We start from the raw sequence: 18254 nt of genomic DNA on the forward strand, positions 1-18254 counted from the left end.
TATTAGCTTCGCCCCTGTGCGGGGCGGCACTCACTTTCTTTGCCGCCGCAAAGAAAGTAAGCAAAGAAAGCGGGCTTCACACCGCCAGCCAGTAGATGTCCGTCTCTGTCGTGTACCGGAAACGGCCCAACACAAGACCCGCCCTCGCGCAGTCGCCTTCGTGACACAGCACTCATCCGTTCCAGCGTTGCGCGCCGCGCCCCGCCGTCGGGCAAAACGCCTTCTTCACCGCGCGGCGGTCAACGTCTGGTGGCGACCTTACAGGCACAAACCTGCGCCGTTTCAGCTTCGCGCCGATCTGCCCCGGCAAATCAGCGCGGGGTCTACTTTTGCGTGACGCGTCGCGGACGCGAAGCGTCACGTAAAGCGCCGCACCCGCCGCCCTGGCGGACCCCTCCGCCACGCGCGTAGCGCGTAGGCGGGATGAATGAGTGCTTTGTCACCGGGGCGAAGTGCGCGAGGGCCGATCTCGTTTCGGACCCACGCCGCGTGGGCGGCGGGGCGCACACCTACAGGCTGGCGGTTGGAAGCCCGCTTTCTTTGCTTACTTTCTTTGCGGCGGCAAAGAAAGTGAGTGCCGCCCCGCACAGGGGCGAAGCTAATAGACCGAAAGCAAATCAAGGAAAGGCCAACGCCCCTGGTAAACAGCCGAAGCCCGAAGCTACCAGACCGATAAGACTACAAGGAAAGTCCAGCGCCGCAGGCAAACAGTCAAAACCCAACCCCATCAAACCAACAACCACCGCAGGCACCACCCCCTCTCCCTTTATAATCAAAGATTCCATTGCATTTCGGCAGATCACGAACAATGAGCGACAGCACGCTTGCCAAGAGTTTCGAGCCCCACAACATCGAAGCCCAGTGGGGCCCGGAGTGGGAAAAACGCGGTTACGCCGCGCCCGCGTTCGCCCCGGACCGGAAAAACTTCTCCATCCAGCTCCCGCCGCCCAACGTCACAGGCACCCTCCACATGGGCCACGCCTTCAATCAGACGATCATGGACGGCCTCACGCGCTATCACCGCATGCTGGGTGAAAACACCCTCTGGGTGCCGGGCACCGACCACGCAGGCATCGCCACGCAAATCGTCGTCGAACGCCAGCTCGACGCCCAGGGCGTCTCGCGCCACGACCTCGGCCGCGAAAAGTTCGTCGAACGCGTCTGGGAATGGAAACAGCAATCCGGCTCGACCATCACCAGCCAGGTGCGGCGCCTCGGCGCCTCCATCGACTGGTCGCGCGAATACTTCACCATGGACGACAAAATGTCCGCCGCCGTGCGCGACGTCTTCGTCCAGCTCTATGAACAGGGCCTGATCTATCGCGGCAAGCGCCTCGTCAACTGGGATCCGGTCCTCATGACCGCCGTCTCCGACCTCGAAGTCGCCAGCGAAGAAGAAAACGGCCACCTCTGGCACATCCAGTACCCGCTCACCGACGGCTCCGGCCATCTGACGGTCGCTACCACCCGCCCCGAAACCATGCTCGGCGACGTCGCCGTCATGGTCCATCCGGAAGACGACCGGTACGCGCAGCTGATCGGCAAGACCGTCACGCTGCCGCTTTGCAACCGCGCAATCCCCATCATCGCGGATGACTACGTCGACCGCGAATTCGGCACCGGCGTCGTCAAGGTCACCCCCGCGCACGATTTCAACGACTATCAGGTCGGCCAGCGCCACAAGCTGCCGCAGATCGAAATCCTCACGCTCGAAGCGAAGATCAACGACAACGCTCCCGAAAAGTACCGCGGTCTCGATCGCTTCGAAGCGCGCAAACAGGTCGTGGCCGACCTCGAAGCCCTCGGTCTGCTCGAATCCGTCAAGCCGCACAAGCTGATGGTGCCGCGCGGCGACCGCACCGGCGTCGTGCTCGAGCCGATGCTCACCGATCAATGGTTTGTCGGCATGAGCCGTCCGGCGCCGCAAGGCACCTTCAATCCGGGCAAATCGATCGCCGAAGCCGCGCTCGACGTGGTCCGCAACGGCCAGATCAGGTTCGTGCCGGAAAACTGGACCACCACCTACTACCAATGGCTCGAAAACATCCAGGACTGGTGTATCTCGCGCCAGCTCTGGTGGGGCCATCAGATCCCGGCGTGGTACGGCGAAAACGGCGAAGTGTTCGTCGCCCGGACCGAAGAAGGCGCCCGCGAAAAGGCTGCAGAAGCCGGCTACACGGGTCCGCTAAAGCGCGATGAAGACGTGCTCGACACGTGGTTCTCGTCGGCGCTGGTGCCGTTCTCGTCGCTCGGCTGGCCCAATCAGACGGAAGAACTGCAAGCCTTCCTGCCCTCGTCGGTGCTCGTCACCGGTTTCGACATCATCTTCTTCTGGGTCGCGCGGATGGTCATGATGACCACCCACTTCACCGGCAAGGTGCCTTTCGACACGGTCTACGTGCACGGTCTGGTGCGCGACGCCGAGGGTCAGAAGATGTCGAAGAGCAAGGGCAACACGCTCGACCCGATCGACATCGTCGACGGCATCGACCTCGATTCGCTCGTCGCCAAGCGCACCACCGGTCTGATGAACCCGAAGCAGGCGGCGTCGATCGAGAAAAAAACCCGCAAGGAATTCCCGGACGGCATCCCCGCCTTCGGCACGGACGCGCTGCGCTTCACCATGGCCTCCATGGCCACGCTCGGCCGTAACGTGAATTTCGACCTCGCGCGCTGCGAGGGCTACCGCAACTTTTGCAACAAGCTGTGGAACGCGACCCGCTTCGTGCTGATGAACTGCGAAGGCCACGACTGCGGTTTCGGCAAGGCAGCCGACGCATGCGGCCCGGATGGCGCAGGCGAATGCGGCCCCGGCGCTTACCTCGACTTCTCGCAGGCCGACCGCTGGATCGTGTCGCTGCTGCAGCGCGTGGAAGCGGAGGTCGCCAGGGGTTTCGCCGACTACCGTTTCGACAATGTGGCGAACGCCATATACAAGTTCGTGTGGGACGAATACTGTGACTGGTATCTCGAGCTTGCCAAGGTGCAGATCCAGAGCGGCACGCCGGAACAGCAGCGCGCCACGCGCCGCACCCTGTTGCGCGTGCTCGAGACGGTCCTGCGCCTCGCGCATCCGGTGATTCCGTTCATCACCGAAGCGTTGTGGCAGAAGGTGGCGCCGCTTGCGAACCGCTACCCGGAAGGCAAGGCCGAAGGCGAAGCGTCGCTCATGGTGCAGCCGTATCCGCTGTCGGACCCGGCCAAGCTGGACGACGCCGCCGAGCAGTGGGCCGCCGACCTGAAAGCGGTGATCGACGCGTGCCGCAACCTGCGCGGGGAGATGAACCTGTCCCCCGCAACAAAGGTCCCGCTGCTTGCAACCGGCAACGCCGGGCGCCTGCGCACCTTCGCGCCGTATGCCCAGGCGCTGGCGCGGCTGTCGGAAGTGCAGATCATTGCCGACGAGGCAGCTCTGGATGCGCAAGCTCATGGCGCGCCAATTGCTATCGTAGGCAGTGACAAGCTGGTGCTGAAGGTTGAAATCGACGTCGCGGCGGAGCGCGAACGCTTGTCAAAAGAGATTGCGAGACTGGGTGCTGAAGTGCAGAAATGCAATGCCAAGCTGCAAAATGAAAGCTTTGTGGCCAAAGCCCCGCCCGCAGTCGTTGAGCAGGAGCAGAAAAGGCTGGCAGAATATGAAACGACCATCGGCAAACTGAATGCGCAGCTGGCGCGCCTGCCGGCCTGATTGACGCTCCGTGCCCGCGCCGTCGCGCGGGCATCGCCACCAGAGGACTCAGGGTAATCACATGCTAAAAGTTACAAAAGCGGTATTTCCGGTAGCAGGTCTTGGCACCCGTTTCCTCCCCGCCACCAAGGCGAGCCCGAAGGAAATGCTGCCCATCGTCGACAAGCCGTTGATCCAGTATGCGGTCGAAGAGGCGATGGCAGCGGGCATCACGGAAATGATCTTCGTCACGGGGCGCAGCAAGCGCGCCATTGAGGACCATTTCGACAAGTCGTATGAGATCGAAGCCGAACTCGAAGCGCGCGGCAAGGACAAGCTGCTGGAACTCGTGCGCAGCATCAAGCCAAGCCACGTGGATTGTTTCTACGTGCGCCAGCCGGAGGCGCTGGGCCTCGGCCACGCGGTCATGTGCGCCGAAAAGCTGGTGGGCGACAACCCGTTCGCGGTCATCCTCGCGGACGACTTGCTGTACGGCAAGCCGCCCGTGATGGCGCAGATGATCGAGGTGTTCGACCACTATCACAGCTCGGTGATCGGCGTCGAAGAGATCCCGCCGTCGGAAACGAAGTCGTACGGGATCGTCGACGGCAAGGAGTGGGAAGACTCCATCATCAAGATGTCGGGCATCATCGAAAAGCCGGCGCCGGAAGTCGCGCCGTCGAACCTCGGTGTGGTCGGCCGTTACGTCCTCAAGCCGCGCATTTTCGAACATCTGCGCTCGCTGAAGCCGGGCGCAGGCGGCGAATTGCAACTGACGGACGCCATCCAGTCGCTGCTGGCCGACGAACAGGTGCTCGCGTACAAGTATCACGGCACGCGCTTCGACTGCGGTAGCAAGCTCGGGTATCTGAAGGCGACGGTGGAATTCGCGCTGCGCCATCCGGAAGTGGCCGCGGATTTCGAAGAGTATTTGCGTACGCGTTCGCCGGTGCTGGAAGGTTGAGCATCCGAACGGTCACGTGAAAGCGCGGCGCAAGCCGCGCTGTAGAAGTCAAAAGGCGCTGTGGCCTCGCGGATTGCGGGCACAGCGCCTTTTGTTTTGATGCGAAGACTTTGGGCTCGACGTTCGCGCGATAATCTTCTGACGAATACGCGGCGTCTTAGCGGCGGCGCATCAGAAACACGAAGGTCTTGTCATGTGTCGTCGAGCTTTCGACGATTTCATTGCCGGTCTGCTTGGCGAACGCGGCGAAATCGCGTTGCGAGCCGGGGTCGGTGGCGAGTACCTTGAGCACCTGGCCGCTTTCCATATCGGCAAGCGCCTTCTTGGCGCGCAAAATGGGCAGCGGGCATTTCAGCCCGCGCGCATCGACTTCCTTGTGAACCTGAACTTGCATCGACGATGACCTTCGGGATGAGGCGTCTCACGCGACGCCGGACAGAGGCCAGATTCTACCGCAGCCGCCCTATCCGCGCCGAAGCGGCGCCTCCCACGTGCCTGCGTACCCGTCAGGACTCGCCGCCCTCGCGCCTACAGGTTCACCGCCTGTCCGCTTTCCAGCGAAGCCCGCAGCGCGCTGCCAATCCGCGTCGCCTCCAGCGCATCGGCCAGCGTCGCACCGGCGGAACCGCCGCCGCCCTGCACCGCTGCGACAAACGCCCGCGCCTCATGCAGAAACGCCTCCTCGAAGCGATCGAAGAAAGTCGGCGTGCATTCGTTGCGGATGCCGCCGGCATCGGCAATTTCCACGCGGCTCAAGCGCGGGTTATGACCGATCGACAAAGCGCCGGCCGTGCCGATCACCTCGCTACTGGTGTCGTTGCCGTGCGCCATGGTGCGTGACGCATAGAACATCGCCAGATGACCGCCTTCGAATTCGCAGATGGCCACACCGTTGTCGACGTCGCCGAATTCGCGCAAGCCTTCGTGCAGCGCCACCGTACCGCTCGCGAACACGCGCGTGGCGCGCGGCTTGCCGAGCAGCCAGCGCGCCACGTCGATGTCGTGCACGGTACAGTCCAGAAAGATCCCGCCCGAAGTCGGCGCGAACCGCACGAAGAAACCGTCCGGATCATTCTTGTCGCAGGTTTGCGAACGCACCATGAAGGGCCGGCCAATCAGGCCCGCTTCGATCTTGTCGAAGGCATCGCGATAGCTCGGATCGAAGCGGCGCATGAAGCCGATCGTGGCCTGCAGATGCGGATGCTGCTGCGCTTCGGCCAGCACCCGCTCGCATTCGGCCAGATCCAGCGACAGCGGCTTCTCGCAGAACACATGCTTGCCGGCGCGCAACGCGTCCACAATCTGCTGGGCGTGCAAGGCGGACGGCGTGACGAGCCACACCGCATCCACGTCGCGGTCCGCGAGCAAGCCTGCATAGTCTTCGTAGAGGCGCGGCGCAGGCAAGGCCTCACGTGCCCATGCACGCTCTTCTTCGAGCGGGCTGCAGGCCGCTACGAGCGCCGCTCCGGGCACACGGTAAGCCAGATTCTCCGCATGCCGCTTGCCGAGCCGTCCCAGGCCCACGACACCCACACGCACCGGTTGGCGATTCGCACGGGTCGTCATCACGCGTCCTCCCCGACACGTACCGGCCGCCCTTCGCGCCAGGAGCGCGTCGCGGCTTCGGCGAGTTCCAGCGCCTTGAGGCCGTCCGCTACCGTGGTGCGTACCGGCTTGTCTTGCGTCACGGCTTCGAAGAAGTGTGCGATTTCCGCGGCGTAAGCGGCACGGTAACGTTCCAGGAAAAACGCTTCGGGGACGTCGCTCGATACCTCGGTCTTCGAATACGCCACTACCTCGGTCGGACGCACGTTACCAGCCTGCAGCATGCCCGTGCTGCCCAGCACTTCAAAGCGCTGATCGTAGCCATATGCCGCGCGCCGCGCCGTGTTGATCTGGCACAGGCGTCCACTCTTCGTGCGAATCGTCACGGCCGTCGAATCGATATCGCCGGCTTCGGCAATCGCCGGGTCACTCAGGCAACTGCCGGTGGCGTGCAGCGTGTCGGCTTCGTCATCGAGGATCCAGCGGAAAATATCGAAGTCGTGAATCAGCATGTCCTTGAAGATGCCACCCGAGTGTTTGATGTATTCGACGGGCGGTGCGCCCGGATCGCGGCTCGTCACGATCAGCATTTCCGGCGTGCCGATTTCGCCCGCCTCGATGCGTGCTTTCAGCGCGGCAAAGGTCGGATCGAAGCGCCGCTGAAAACCGATCATGCACACCACGCCCGCACGCTCCACCGCTTGTGCACACGCGCGCGCACGTTCGAGCGTGAGGTCCACGGGCTTCTCGCAGAAGATGTGTTTCTTCTGCGCGGCGGATTGCAGAATCAGATCGGCATGCGTGTCCGTGCTGGAGCAGATCACGGTTGCGCCGACGGCCGCGTCGCCCATCGCGCCATCAATATCGGCCACCTGTGCGCCGTGCTGCGCGGCGAGTGACGCGGCCGCCTCGCGATTCACGTCCACCACATATTTGAGCCGCACGCCCGGCTGCCGCGCGAGATTGGCCGCATGAATCCGGCCAATGCGCCCCGCACCGAACACCGCTACGTCGATCACCTTGCCGCCTGTCACGTCAGTCATCGTATCCTCCAGTGTCTTTCGATTCTTCTACGTTCAATTCCAGCTTGTACGCGAGCGCGATGAACAGCGCCTGGCACAAGCAGATCGTGCTGGTCAGCGAACGGAACGCAAACGCGCTCCCTTCCTTCACATACAGTTGCGTGGACGCGTAGCGCGACAGCGGCGATAGTTGGCTATCCGTAATAACCAGCGTCTTCGCCTGATGGTGATGCGCGACGCGCAGACAGTACTGGGTTTCCTTGCCGTACGGCGCGAAGCTGATTGCGATCACCACGTCGCCCTTCTTGACGCTGCGGATCTGCTCGCGATACATGCCGCCAAAGCCCGACACCAGATGCACCCGCTTGGGCGTGTGCTGCAGCGCGTAGACGATATAGCTCGCCACCGGAAACGAGCGCCGCACACCGATCACGTAGATGTTGTCGGCCTGCTGCAGCATCTTCACCGCGGCGTCGAATTGCGCGTCGTCGAGGCCGCCTTCGAGTTCGTCCAGACCGCCTCGGCAGGCTGCGATGAATTCGCGCGCAACCGAGCCGCCGGACAACGCGCCCGGCTTCTCGTCGATCAGCTTGCGAATGCGCTGCTGATAACTCGGCGAGGACGTGCCTTGACCCGTATAGGCCTGACGAAACACCGCCTGCAGATCCGAGAAACCAGAGAAGCCGAAGCGCTGCGCAAAACGCACGACCGCCGATGGATGGACGCCGCAACTGGCCGCGATATCGCTGGTGCGATCGACCATCACGCTCGAACGATGCTGCTCGATATACGTCGCAACGCTCTTCAACTGGCGCGGCAAGGATTCATAGTTCTCCGCGATGCGCTGCATCAAATCGTCGACGCTCGGCAATTCTTCTGTGCTGTCTTCCGCCATGGCTCTTCCTTCAATGCTTTGTTGCGCTGCAGAAGGCCCGTTTCAACAGCCCTTCACACCGCTCTGACGCTGCCGATTATAGGCAGCACCACGGCCAAATGGAATGTATTTTCCATTTTTATTTGTCATGAAATTTTCATTGCAACACGGAAGAAGTTGGCCTACTCTTGGTCGTGAGCGGTGGTGTTGCGAGCATGCGTGTAAACGCTAAGAGGGTTCGCAGGCAGGTGGAAACATCCGAACAAGACACCCACGCTCACTTCAATAACGACAGACCGATAAAGGTGGAGACAATGAGACTTTGCAATGGCAAGGCTACGCTCAGGATTCTGGTAGCGGCATTGGCGCTGACGGCAGGACTGGCCGCGACGAATGCGGCCCGCGCGGCCGATGGGCACTTCGTGTTGATCAGCCACGCACCGGATTCGGATTCCTGGTGGAACACCATCAAGAACGCCATCAAACAGGCCGACGAAGATTTCAACGTCGAGACCGACTACCGCAACCCGCCTAACGGCGATATCGCCGACATGGCCCGCCTGATCGAACAGGCCGCCGCGCGCAACTACGACGGCGTGATCGTCACCATTGCCGACTTCGACGTGCTGAAGGGTTCCATTTCCAAGGTCACTGAGAAGCACATCCCGCTCGTCACGATCAATTCCGGCACCGAAGAACAAAGCGCGCAGCTCGGCGCGATCATGCACGTCGGCCAGCCTGAATACGCCGCGGGCAAAGCGGCTGGCGAAAAGGCCAAGGCCGCCGGCGTGAAATCGTTCCTGTGCGTGAATCACTACGCCACCAATCCGGCTTCGTTCGAACGCTGCCGCGGCTTTGCCGAGGCGCTCGGGGTCGACTTCAAGAGCTCCACGCTCGATGCCGGCACCGACCCGACCGGCATCCAGTCGAAGGTCAGCGCGTATTTGCGCAATCACCCGGACACGGGCGGCGTGCTGGCGCTTGGGCCTTTGTCCGCTGCGCCGACCATCAAGGCGCTGCATCAGATGGGCCTCGCCGGCAAGATGTGGTTCGCCACCTTCGACTTTGACGACGACATCGCGAAGGCCATCAAGGACGGCACGTGCCAGTTCGCCATCGATCAGCAGCCGTACCTGCAGGGTTATATCCCGGTGGCCGTGCTGGCAATCGTGAAGAAGGAACACACTACCGATCCGGCCAAGATCCGCCAGATTCTTCAGGCCAATCCGAAGTTCCAGCAACGCCTGTCCACCTACGGACTGGCACCCTCCTACGGTCCGCGCAACATCGGCTCCGGTCCGGGTTTCATCACCAAAGACAATATCGACAAGGTCATCAAGTACGCTGGTCAGTATCGCTAAGCATTGTTTGCTGCAGTTTGTTTTTAGCTAGCTTGTAGTGCGCAGGTCGTCCGGGCACCGCTGCGTGCCTGGACTGAACATGAAGGGACCGTGTGTGGCCAGCCGCCGCTGGCCGGCTGCACCCGTCTCCCTTTGCAATGTTTCACTCGCATCACGCGCCTCACTCGAAGTGTCGCCCCGGACGCTTCTCGCAGGTGCCTCAAGGAGAGCTTCAATGGGCGTCGCCAACCCCTTCCATGCCAAACATCATCCTTCCGACAAGGAAGCCACCACCGTGACCCCCGCGTCCGCCGGATCCGACGAACGCATGCGCAGCGAGTCCTGGTTCAAACATCTGCTGAACCGTCCGGAATTCGCTGCGCTCGCCGGCACCGTGATGGTGTTCCTCGTATTTGGATTCGCCGCCGGCAACTCCGGCATGTTCAACCTCGATGGTGTGATGAACTGGTCGCAGGTTGCCTCCTACCTCGGCATCATCGCGGTGGGTGCGTGCCTGTTGATGATCGCCGGCGAATTCGACCTCTCGATCGGCTCGATGATCGGCTTCGCCGGCATGATGGTTGCGCTGCCAACCATGTATTTCCACTGGCCGATTGCCCTGTCGATCGTGTTTGCCTTCGTCGGCTCAATGGCGCTCGGCGCGCTCAACGGCTACCTCGTGATGCGCACGCGGCTGCCCTCTTTCATTGTCACGCTGGCGTTCCTGTTCATCTTGCGCGGTTTGACACTGGCGCTTTCGGTGATGTTCGCGGACCGCACGATCATCTCCGGCGTAGGCGACGTCGCCGCCCAGGACTGGCTCGCGCATACGCTGTTTCAAGGCGTCGCGTTCAAAGGTCTGTTCGTGTGGTTCGGTCATATCGGCGTCGTCAAGCTGCTGGATAACGGCTTGCCGCTCGTGCCGGGCATTCCGAAGGTCATCCTGTGGTGGTTTTCGCTTGCTGCGATCTGCGCCTTCGTCCTCGCCAAGACGCGCTTCGGCAACTGGATCTTCGCTGTGGGCGGCGACGCCAATGCGGCCAAAAACGTCGGCGTGCCGGTGCGCCGCGTGAAGATTTCACTGTTCGTGCTGACCGCGTTTTGCGCATGCCTCTTTGCGGTGCTGCAAGTGTGCGATATCGGCTCGGCCGCTGCGGACCGCGGCTTGCAGGCCGAATTCGAAGCCATCATTGCCGCGGTGATCGGCGGCACGCTGTTGACGGGCGGCTACGGTTCGGTGATCGGTGCCTGCTTTGGCGCCCTGATCTTCGGCGTGGTGCAGATCGGCATCACGTATACGAACATCGACTCAGACTGGTTCCGCGTATTCCTTGGCGTGATGTTGCTGTTCGCGGTGCTGTTCAATCACTACGTGCGCACCCGCGTTTCGGCGTCCCGCTAATCAAGGAGCTCATGATGAACACGATTCAAACGGACGATGGCGACTACATCCTGTCGCTCGAAAACGTCAGCCGCTATTTCGGCAATGTGATTGCACTCAAAGACATCACGCTCAAACTGCGGCGCGGTGAAGTCCATTGCCTGCTCGGCGACAACGGCGCGGGCAAGTCCACCTTGATCAAGACGCTGGCCGGCGTGCATCAGCCCAGCGAAGGCATCTACCGTGTCGACGGCAAGCCGGTGCATTTCACGTCGCCCAAAGACGCGCTCGATCTCGGCATTGCCACCGTCTATCAGGATCTGGCCTTGGTGCCCTTGCTCTCGGTGGCGCGCAATTTCTTCATGGGACGCGAGCCGCAGAAGAAACTGTTCGGGGTTCTCAACGTGATGGACATCGAGCAATGCGCGACGGCTTCGCGCGCCAAGCTCGCAGAAATGGGCATCAACGTGCGCGACCCGCATCAGCCGATCGGCACGATGTCCGGTGGCGAGAAGCAATGCCTCGCGATCGCACGTGCCATTCACTTCGGCGCGCGCGTTCTGATTCTCGACGAACCGACGGCCGCACTCGGCGTGAAGCAAAGCTTCAATGTGCTGAAACTGATTCACACGGCGCGCGCCAAAGGCATCTCCGTGATTTTTATTACCCACAACGTGCATCACGCGTACCCGATCGGTGATTCGTTCACGCTGCTCAATCGTGGCAAGTCGCTCGGCACCTTCACGAAGGACACCATCAGCAAGGACGAAGTGCTCGACATGATGGCCGGCGGCGCCGAAATGCAGAAGATGATCGGCGAGCTCGAAGGCGCGACGATCTGATTTGCGCCATGTCTCCAGCACGTGCGTTTCATGCCGGCACTGATCGCTCGCATCTGAACGCACGTCTTTGCCGGGGTTTGCGTGCTTCGATATTCAGGACATTCCATGGCTCTCTCCAATAAATCTACGCCTGCCGCCGCATCCAGCCGCTTTGCGCCGGGCCGCAGCCGCGACGTCGTCTGTCTCGGCCGGCTCGCCGTCGACCTCTACGCGCAGCAAGTGGGCGCCCGGCTCGAAGACGTGTCGAGCTTTGCGAAATATCTCGGCGGCTCGTCGGCGAATATTGCGTTCGGCTGCGCGCGCCTCGGGCTCGCCTCGTCGATGCTCGCGCGCGTCGGCAACGACCATATGGGCCGCTTTCTCACCGAGACCCTCACGAAAGAAGGCTGCGACGTCAGCCATGTGCGCGTCGATCATGAACGCCTGACCGCTTTGGTCTTGCTCGGTCTGAAAGACCGCGACACGTTCCCGCTGATTTTCTACCGCGAAAACTGCGCCGACATGGCGGTCGACGAAGCCGATTTCGACGAGGCATTCATTGCTTCATCGAAGGCGCTGCTGATCACCGGCACGCATTTTTCGACCGAACAGGTCAACCGCACCAGCCGCCGCGCGCTCGACTACGCGCGTCGCAACAATGTGCGCACCGTGCTCGACATCGACTACCGCCCTGTCCTGTGGGGACTCACGGGCAAGGCGGATGGCGAGACCCGCTTCGTCGCAAACGAAGACGTCACCGCGCACATTCAACGCATCTTGCCGCTGATCGATCTGGTGATCGGCACCGAAGAGGAGTTCCGGATTGCCGGCGGCAAGACCGAACTGATCGAAGCACTCGCGATGGTGCGTGCCGTGACACCCGCCACGCTCGTGGTGAAGCGCGGTCCGCTGGGCTGCCAGATCATCGACGGCGACGTGCCGGCATCGCTCGACGACGCGCCGATTCATGGCGGCGTCGAAGTCGAAGTGCTGAACGTGCTGGGCGCAGGCGACGCATTCGCTTCCGGTTTTCTGTCGGGATGGTTGCGCGATCAACCGCTCGATGCGTGTGCCCGCGCGGCGAATGCCAGCGGTGCGCTGGTCGTCTCGCGTCACGGTTGTGCCCCGGCCATGCCGACGCCGGCCGAACTCGACTATTTCCTGAGTGAAGCGAAAACCGACCCGCAACGCATGCGCCGCCCGGACCGCGACGCGAGACTCGCGCGGCTGCATCGCGTCTCCCCTGCCCGCAAGCAATGGGACGAAGTACTCGGCTTTGCGTTCGATCATCGCAACCAGTTCTTCGATCTGGCGCAGCAAACGGGTGCGAGCGAAGCGCGGATCGCGCAACTGAAGGGGCTGTTCGTCGAGGCCGTGGCGCAGACCGAAAGCGCGCTTGGACTGCAAGGCCGCATTGGCGTGCTGATCGACGATCGCTACGGCCAGGACGCGCTCAACGCGGCAACCGGACGCGGCTGGTGGATCGGCCGTCCGGTGGAACTGCCTGGATCGGTGCCGCTGGTGTTCGATCATGGCCGTTCGATCGGCACGACATTGATTCCGTGGCCCCAGGAGCATGTCGCGAAGTGTCTGGTTCAATACCATCCCGACGACGCCATCGAGCAACGGCTCGAACAGGAAGCGCAATTACGCGCGCTCTACGATGCGACGCAGGCGAGCGGCCATGAACTGCTGCTCGAAGTGATTCCGCCGAAACATGCGCATCTGCCGCAGGCGCCGGACACGGTGTATCGCGCGTTGAAGCGGCTCTACAACATTGGCATTTATCCGGAGTGGTGGAAGCTCGAACCGATGGAGGCCGCGCAATGGCAAGCCGTCGATGCGCTGATCGCCGAACGCGATCCGTATTGCCGTGGCGTGGTGCTGCTTGGCCTGTCCGCGGCCGTCGAGCAACTGAACGAGGGCTTTCGCGCGGCGGCGCAATCGGCGAGCTGCCGAGGCTTCACCGTGGGCCGCACGATTTTCCATGAACCGAGCCACGCATGGCTCGCAGGCTCGATCAACGACGACGAGCTGATTGCGCGTGTGCGGCACACCTTCGAAACGCTGATCGCCTCGTGGCGCGCCACACGCGGGGCGCCCGTTGCGCACCCCGCCACGGCTCATCACGATCACCAGGAGCAGGCGGCATGAACCAACGCGTCTTGCATCACGAACCCGTCGCGAGCCATGCACCCGAGTCTGTCGCGCCTGCCCAGGGCACGCTGCGGCTCACCGCTGCGCAAGCGCTGGTGCGCTACCTCGCCGCGCAACGCGTCAAGAGCGAGGACGGCAGTTCCACTGAGCCGTTGTTCGGTGGGGTGTTCGCGATCTTCGGGCACGGCAATGTCGCGGGCATGGGCGAGGCCTTGTACGAGCATCGTCATGAACTGCCGACGCTGCGCGCGCACAACGAGCAGGCCATGGCGCACAGCGCGATTGCATTTGCGAAGGCGCATTTCCGGCGTCGCATGATGGCCGTCACGACCTCCATCGGACCAGGGGCCACCAATCTGTTGACCGCTGCGGCACTCGCCCACGTGAACCGGCTGCCGGTGCTGTTATTGCCCGGCGACATCTTCGTTTCGCGCGCGCCGGACCCGGTATTGCAGCAGGTCGAAGACTTCCACGACGGCGGCATCTCCGCCAACGATGCGTTCAAGCCGGTGTCGCGCTACTTCGATCGCATCGTGCACCCAGCGCAATTGCTTACGGCGTTGCCGCGTGCAATACGCGTGCTCACCGACGCGGCCCTCTGCGGGCCGGTCACGCTTGCGTTACCGCAAGACGTACAGGCGGCCGCCTACGATTTCCCGGCGGAGTTCTTCGAGCCGCGCGTCGTGAGCTTTCACGTGCCCGCACCTGTGACGGAAGAAATCGAAGCCGCTGTGGCGCGTTTGCGCCGTGCCAAGCGGCCGCTGATCGTCGCCGGCGGCGGCGTGCTATACGGTCGCGCCACTGATGCCCTGCACGCATTCGCCACTGCGCACGGCATCCCGGTGGCCGAAACCCAGGCCGGCAAAGGTTCGCTTGCCTGGAACGATCCGCTCAACGCGGGCGCGCTCGGTGTGACCGGTTCGCCCGCAGCGAATGCGCTCGCGCATGACACCGATTGCGTGCTGGCAATCGGCACACGTCTGCAGGATTTCACGACCGGTTCGAACACGCTATTTACGCAGGCTGACGTGATCGGCATCAACGCGAATGCCTTCGATGGTCTCAAGCACCGCGGCCTCGTCGTCGAAGCCGACGCGCGTCTTGCGCTCGGTGCGCTCGCCACCGGGTTAGGCAACTGGCACGCCGAACGCACGTGGACCACACTGGCGCACAAGCTCTCGGCAAGCTGGCGTGAAACGGTCGCGACGCTCACACATGCACCGCAGCGCGATACCGTGCTGCCCTACGATGCGGACGTGATCGGCGCGGTACAGCGGTCGAGCGACAAGTCGACCACCGACGACATCGTCGTTTGCGCCGCCGGCACACTGCCCGCCGAACTGCACAAGCTGTGGCGCGCTGGGCGGCCGGGTGCGTATCACGTCGAATACGGCTACTCGTGCATGGGCTACGAAATTGCCGGGGGCCTCGGCGCGAAACTCGCGCGGCCCGAACGCGAAGTGATCGTGATGGTCGGCGACGGCAGCTATCTGATGCTGAACAGCGAGATTGCCACTTCGGTGATGCTGGGCGCGAAGCTGATCATCGTCGTGCTCGACAATCGCGGCTACGGTTGCATCAACCGTCTGCAACAGGCGTGCGGCAACGCGCCGTTCAACAACCTGTTCGACGATTGCGCGCAAGGCCCGCTTGGCGCACCCACGATCGATTTCGCGGCGCACGCGCGCTCACTCGGAGCGCAGGCGGAGCATGTTGCAAACGTCGCAGCACTCGAGGGCGCGTTGCAACGCGCACGTGCCGCGGATCGCACCTACGTGATCAGCATCGACACCGACCCTGCCCGCACGACCGACGACGGCGGCTGGTGGTGGGAAGTCGCGGTGCCGGAGGTATCGACCCAGGAAAAGGTGCGTGCTGCGCGTGCGCAATACGAAGCTCATATCGACGCACGTGCCCAGGCCGGCGGCGACCCTGTCAACGAATGAGGACGTTCGCATGACTCAGTTCGAAGTACGCATTGGCATCAACCCGCTGTCGTGGATGAACGACGATTTGCCGTCGCTAGGCGGTGAAACTCCGCTCGACGTTGCGCTGACCGAAGGACGCGCCATCGGCTACGAAGGGTTTGAGCTTGGCAACAAGTTCCCACGCGAACCGCAGGCACTGAAAACGCTGCTCGCGCAATACGATCTCGCATTGGTGTCCGGGTGGTACTCCGGAAGACTGGCACGAGGCAGCGTGGCGGACGAAATTACCTCAGTGGACGCGCATCTGGAACTGCTCGCGCGCAATGGTGCGACGGTGATGGTGTACGGCGAGGTCGCCGATTCGATTCAGGGCGCACCGCAACCGCTGTATCAGCGCCCGCGCTTTTTCAGCGAAGCGCAATGGGACGCGTATGCCAGACGCCTCGACGAATTCGCGCGTTATACGCTAAGCCGTGGCGTGCGGCTTGCGTATCACCATCATATGGGTGCGTATGTCGAGACGCCGGCTGACGTCGATCAGCTCATGGCTCGCACGAGCAACGCAGTCGGCCTGCTGTTCGACGCCGGGCACATCACGTTTGCGGGTGGTGATCCTGTGAAGGTGCTCGACAAGCACATTGCGCGCGTGTGCCACGTTCATTGCAAGGACGTGCGGCCCACTGTGATGAAGCTTGCGCGCAACCGCAACTGGAGTTTTCTCGATTCGGTGATCAACGGTGCGTTCACCGTTCCGGGTGATGGCGCGGTGGATTTCGCATCGATCATCGATCGCTTGAAACGGCATGGTTATCGCGGCTGGCTGGTCGTCGAAGCGGAACAGGATCCGGTGATTGCGCCGTCGTACGCTTACGCGGAGAAGGGATATCAGACCTTGCGGGCGCTGGTCGATACGCCGCCTGGCGCGGCGACGCCTGCGACGAAGGAGGCAGCATGAGCTTGCTGGTAAAGGCACAGCGCGAGGGCCAGACGATTGCGCGGGTCACGCCGGAAACGGCGGCATGGCGGTACGTGGGTTTTGCGGCTTACCGCGTGGGAGCGGGCGAAGTCGTGCATGTTCACGAGCCGGCACGCGAGGTTTGCATTGTCGTGCTGGCGGGAGCTGTCGATATTGAAACGCCTGAAACGAAGTGGAGCAGTCTGGGCTCACGCGACAGCGTGTTCGAGGACGCCGCGCCGTATGCGGTGTATTTGCCGCCTGGCGTGCAGGCGACGGTGCGCGCGGTGCGGAATGCTGAAGTGGGCGTAGCTAGCGCGCCTGCCAGGGGCGCGTTGCCGGCGCGCCTGATTGAACCTGCGCAGATGAAGCGTTCGACGCGGGGCAAGGGGCTTAATACGCGTTATGTTTGCGATATCTTGCCGCAGACTGAGGCGGCGGAGTCGTTACTGGTTGTCGAGGTGAGGACGCCTGGCGGACATGCTTCGAGTTATCCGCCGCATAAGCATGATACGGATAACGTGCCGCTCGAGAGCTCGCTTGAGGAGACTTATTATCATCGCTTGAATCCTTCGCAGGGGTTTGCGTTTCAGCGGGTGTACACGGATTCGCGGGATCTTGATGAGTCAATGGCGGTTGAGGATCACGATGTGGTGATGGTGCCTAAGGGGTATCACCCAGTGGTTGTGCCCTATGGGTATGATTCTTATTATCTGAATGTCATGGCGGGGAAGGAGCGGGTTTGGCATTTCAAGAATGATCCAGCGCATGAGTGGATTTTTGTTCGGGATTCGAAGTGAATTCGTTTTTTTGCCTGCGCGGCGCGTGGGTGGCTGTTGTTGGGGTTTTCGGGTTTGCCTGATTTGCTTTTGGGCTGTTAGCTTCGGTATTTGGTTGTTTGCCTACGGCGTTGGGCTTTTGCTTGTACTCTTATCGGTCTGGTAGCGTCTGGCTTTGACTGGCCTGTTTATCTGGGGCGTTGGCCTTTCCTTGCTTTCTTGGTGGTCTATTAGCTTCGCCCCTGTGCGGGGCGGCACCTACTTTCTTTGCCGCCGCAAAGAAAGTAGGCAAAGAAAGCGGGCTTCCAACCGCCAGCCTGTAGGTGTGCGCCTCGTCGCCCACGCGGCGTGGGTCCGAGACGAGATCGGCCCTCGCGCACTTCGCCCCCGTGACAAAGCACTCATTCATCCCGCCTACGCGCTACGCGCGTGGCGGATGGGTCCGCCAGGGTGGTGGGTGCGGCGCTTTACGTGACGCTTCGCGTCACGTAAAAGTAGACCGCGCGCTGATTTGCCGGGGCCCATCGACGCGAAGCTGAAACGGCGCAGGTTTGTGCCTGCAAGGTCGCCACCAGACGTTGACCGCCGCGCGGTAAAGAAGGCGTTTTGCCCGACGGCGGGGCGCGGCGCGCAACGCTGGAACGGATGAGTGCTGTGTCACGAAGGCGACTGCGCGAGGACGGGTCTTGTGTTGGGCCGTTTCCGGTACACGACAGAGACGGACATCTACTGGCTGGCGGTGTGAAGCCCGCTTTCTTTGCTTACTTTCTTTGCGGCGGCAAAGAAAGTGAGTGCCGCCCCGCACAGGGGCGAAGCTAATA

General features: G+C 62.3%; 13 protein-coding genes. 9 read left to right on the forward strand and 4 right to left on the reverse strand.

What is annotated here, in order from left to right; translation table 11 throughout:
- Positions 1-808 precede the first annotated feature (808 nt).
- Together VGH41_RS04080 and galU are read left to right on the forward strand one after the other, a co-directional pair.
- Positions 809-3688 (forward strand): valine--tRNA ligase, encoded by a 2880-nt coding sequence (locus tag VGH41_RS04080; protein WP_331596059.1) that lies wholly within the window; start codon positions 809-811, stop codon positions 3686-3688.
- A gap of 61 nt (positions 3689-3749) precedes the next feature.
- A complete protein-coding gene (galU, locus tag VGH41_RS04085) occupies positions 3750-4631 on the forward strand; it encodes a UTP--glucose-1-phosphate uridylyltransferase GalU (RefSeq protein ID WP_331596060.1) in 882 nt (293 codons plus the stop codon).
- Between the two features lie 157 nt (positions 4632-4788).
- Here galU and VGH41_RS04090 read toward each other — a convergent pair whose 3' ends face one another.
- The 4 genes from VGH41_RS04090 to VGH41_RS04105 all read right to left on the reverse strand — a co-directional run bounded on the left by VGH41_RS04090 (position 4789) and on the right by VGH41_RS04105 (position 8093).
- Positions 4789-5025, reverse strand: coding sequence for a sulfurtransferase TusA family protein (locus tag VGH41_RS04090; RefSeq protein WP_331596061.1), 237 nt, complete (start codon positions 5023-5025; stop codon positions 4789-4791).
- Positions 5026-5159: 134 nt separating this feature from the next.
- On the reverse strand, positions 5160-6197 hold the full coding sequence (locus VGH41_RS04095; protein WP_331596062.1) for a Gfo/Idh/MocA family oxidoreductase: 1038 nt from the start codon (positions 6195-6197) through the stop codon (positions 5160-5162).
- Positions 6197-7219 (reverse strand): inositol 2-dehydrogenase, encoded by a 1023-nt coding sequence (iolG, locus tag VGH41_RS04100; RefSeq protein ID WP_331596063.1) that lies wholly within the window; start codon positions 7217-7219, stop codon positions 6197-6199. The genes VGH41_RS04095 and iolG overlap by 1 nt, the downstream gene beginning before the upstream one ends.
- Positions 7212-8093, reverse strand: coding sequence for a MurR/RpiR family transcriptional regulator (locus VGH41_RS04105; protein ID WP_331596064.1), 882 nt, complete (start codon positions 8091-8093; stop codon positions 7212-7214). The genes iolG and VGH41_RS04105 overlap by 8 nt, the downstream gene beginning before the upstream one ends.
- Positions 8094-8386: 293 nt before the next feature.
- On the opposite strand from VGH41_RS04105, the gene VGH41_RS04110 reads away from it, so the two are divergent.
- From VGH41_RS04110 to iolB, 7 genes are all read left to right on the forward strand, one after another.
- A complete protein-coding gene (locus VGH41_RS04110) occupies positions 8387-9433 on the forward strand; it encodes a sugar ABC transporter substrate-binding protein (RefSeq protein WP_331596065.1) in 1047 nt (348 codons plus the stop codon).
- Positions 9434-9647: 214 nt separating this feature from the next.
- Positions 9648-10814, forward strand: a complete 1167-nt coding sequence (locus VGH41_RS04115; RefSeq protein WP_331596066.1) for an ABC transporter permease — start codon at positions 9648-9650, stop codon at positions 10812-10814.
- Positions 10815-10828: 14 nt separating this feature from the next.
- Positions 10829-11635, forward strand: coding sequence for an ATP-binding cassette domain-containing protein (locus VGH41_RS04120; protein WP_331596067.1), 807 nt, complete (start codon positions 10829-10831; stop codon positions 11633-11635).
- Between the two features lie 105 nt (positions 11636-11740).
- On the forward strand, positions 11741-13768 hold the full coding sequence (locus VGH41_RS04125; RefSeq protein ID WP_331596068.1) for a bifunctional 5-dehydro-2-deoxygluconokinase/5-dehydro-2-deoxyphosphogluconate aldolase: 2028 nt from the start codon (positions 11741-11743) through the stop codon (positions 13766-13768).
- Positions 13765-15717, forward strand: a complete 1953-nt coding sequence (gene iolD / locus VGH41_RS04130) for a 3D-(3,5/4)-trihydroxycyclohexane-1,2-dione acylhydrolase (decyclizing) (RefSeq protein WP_331596069.1) — start codon at positions 13765-13767, stop codon at positions 15715-15717. Before VGH41_RS04125 ends, iolD begins: the two co-directional genes overlap by 4 nt.
- Positions 15718-15727: 10 nt before the next feature.
- Positions 15728-16654: a myo-inosose-2 dehydratase gene (gene iolE / locus VGH41_RS04135; protein ID WP_331596070.1), complete on the forward strand. Its 927-nt coding sequence runs from the start codon at positions 15728-15730 to the stop codon at positions 16652-16654.
- Positions 16651-17454, forward strand: coding sequence for a 5-deoxy-glucuronate isomerase (gene iolB, locus VGH41_RS04140; RefSeq protein WP_331596071.1), 804 nt, complete (start codon positions 16651-16653; stop codon positions 17452-17454). The genes iolE and iolB overlap by 4 nt, the downstream gene beginning before the upstream one ends.
- The last annotated feature ends 800 nt before the right edge of the window (positions 17455-18254 follow it).

This window comes from Paraburkholderia sp. (assembly GCF_036488795.1).
Classification (GTDB): Bacteria; Pseudomonadota; Gammaproteobacteria; order Burkholderiales; family Burkholderiaceae; genus Paraburkholderia.

Excerpts from the sequence above, each read along its gene's own strand:
- iolG (WP_331596063.1), bottom strand. The coding sequence starts at position 7,219 with ATGACTGACGTGACAGGCGGCAAGGTGATCGACGTAGCGGTGTTCGGT.
- VGH41_RS04115 (WP_331596066.1), top strand. The coding sequence starts at position 9,648 with ATGGGCGTCGCCAACCCCTTCCATGCCAAACATCATCCTTCCGACAAG.
- iolB (WP_331596071.1), top strand. The coding sequence starts at position 16,651 with ATGAGCTTGCTGGTAAAGGCACAGCGCGAGGGCCAGACGATTGCGCGG.
- VGH41_RS04095 (WP_331596062.1), bottom strand. The coding sequence starts at position 6,197 with ATGACGACCCGTGCGAATCGCCAACCGGTGCGTGTGGGTGTCGTGGGC.
- VGH41_RS04080 (WP_331596059.1), top strand. The coding sequence starts at position 809 with ATGAGCGACAGCACGCTTGCCAAGAGTTTCGAGCCCCACAACATCGAA.
- VGH41_RS04125 (WP_331596068.1), top strand. The coding sequence starts at position 11,741 with ATGGCTCTCTCCAATAAATCTACGCCTGCCGCCGCATCCAGCCGCTTT.
- VGH41_RS04105 (WP_331596064.1), bottom strand. The coding sequence starts at position 8,093 with ATGGCGGAAGACAGCACAGAAGAATTGCCGAGCGTCGACGATTTGATG.
- VGH41_RS04120 (WP_331596067.1), top strand. The coding sequence starts at position 10,829 with ATGAACACGATTCAAACGGACGATGGCGACTACATCCTGTCGCTCGAA.
- iolD (WP_331596069.1), top strand. The coding sequence starts at position 13,765 with ATGAACCAACGCGTCTTGCATCACGAACCCGTCGCGAGCCATGCACCC.
- VGH41_RS04110 (WP_331596065.1), top strand. The coding sequence starts at position 8,387 with ATGAGACTTTGCAATGGCAAGGCTACGCTCAGGATTCTGGTAGCGGCA.
- VGH41_RS04090 (WP_331596061.1), bottom strand. The coding sequence starts at position 5,025 with ATGCAAGTTCAGGTTCACAAGGAAGTCGATGCGCGCGGGCTGAAATGC.
- iolE (WP_331596070.1), top strand. The coding sequence starts at position 15,728 with ATGACTCAGTTCGAAGTACGCATTGGCATCAACCCGCTGTCGTGGATG.
- galU (WP_331596060.1), top strand. The coding sequence starts at position 3,750 with ATGCTAAAAGTTACAAAAGCGGTATTTCCGGTAGCAGGTCTTGGCACC.